This window comes from Pseudomonas sp. 05N434 (assembly GCF_056396965.1).
Window position 1 is genome coordinate 1 of the sequence record NZ_JBFTMK010001208.1, and the last position, 360, is coordinate 360.

At 62.2% G+C, this 360-nt stretch carries 1 protein-coding gene and 1 pseudogene; both read left to right on the forward strand.

Annotation, left to right across the window (positions count from 1 at the left end):
* The first annotated feature begins 94 nt into the window (after window positions 1-94).
* On the forward strand, window positions 95-166 hold the full coding sequence (gene pqqA, locus AC1DLB_RS32455) for a pyrroloquinoline quinone precursor peptide PqqA (RefSeq protein ID WP_081499480.1): 72 nt from the start codon (window positions 95-97) through the stop codon (window positions 164-166).
* Between the two features lie 53 nt (window positions 167-219).
* Window positions 220-360, forward strand: a pseudogene (locus tag AC1DLB_RS32460) (pyrroloquinoline quinone biosynthesis protein PqqB); the annotation flags it as partial.

A 360-nucleotide genomic window follows, 5' to 3' on the forward strand; every position in this document is an offset into this window, starting at 1 on the left:
CCGCCACCTCCTTCGAAAGTAGCATTCGGGCAGTTGGCGCCCCGTGCATTAATGGCTCTACCGGAATCGTCCGGCACAAGAAGAGGAATGACCCATGTGGCATAAACCCGCGTTTACCGATCTGCGCATTGGCTTCGAAGTGACGATGTATTTCGCCAACCGTTGATTGATCGCCCGGTCAGCCGTCGCGTTGGCCGGGCCTGCTTTCTGGAGCCTGCCATGCACATCCGCGTTCTCGGTTCCGCCGCCGGCGGCGGTTTTCCGCAATGGAACTGCAACTGCCGTCAATGCGCGGCGATGCGCCGCGGCACCCTGCACGCGCAACGCCGCACGCAGTCGTCCATTGCCCTGAGCGACGAC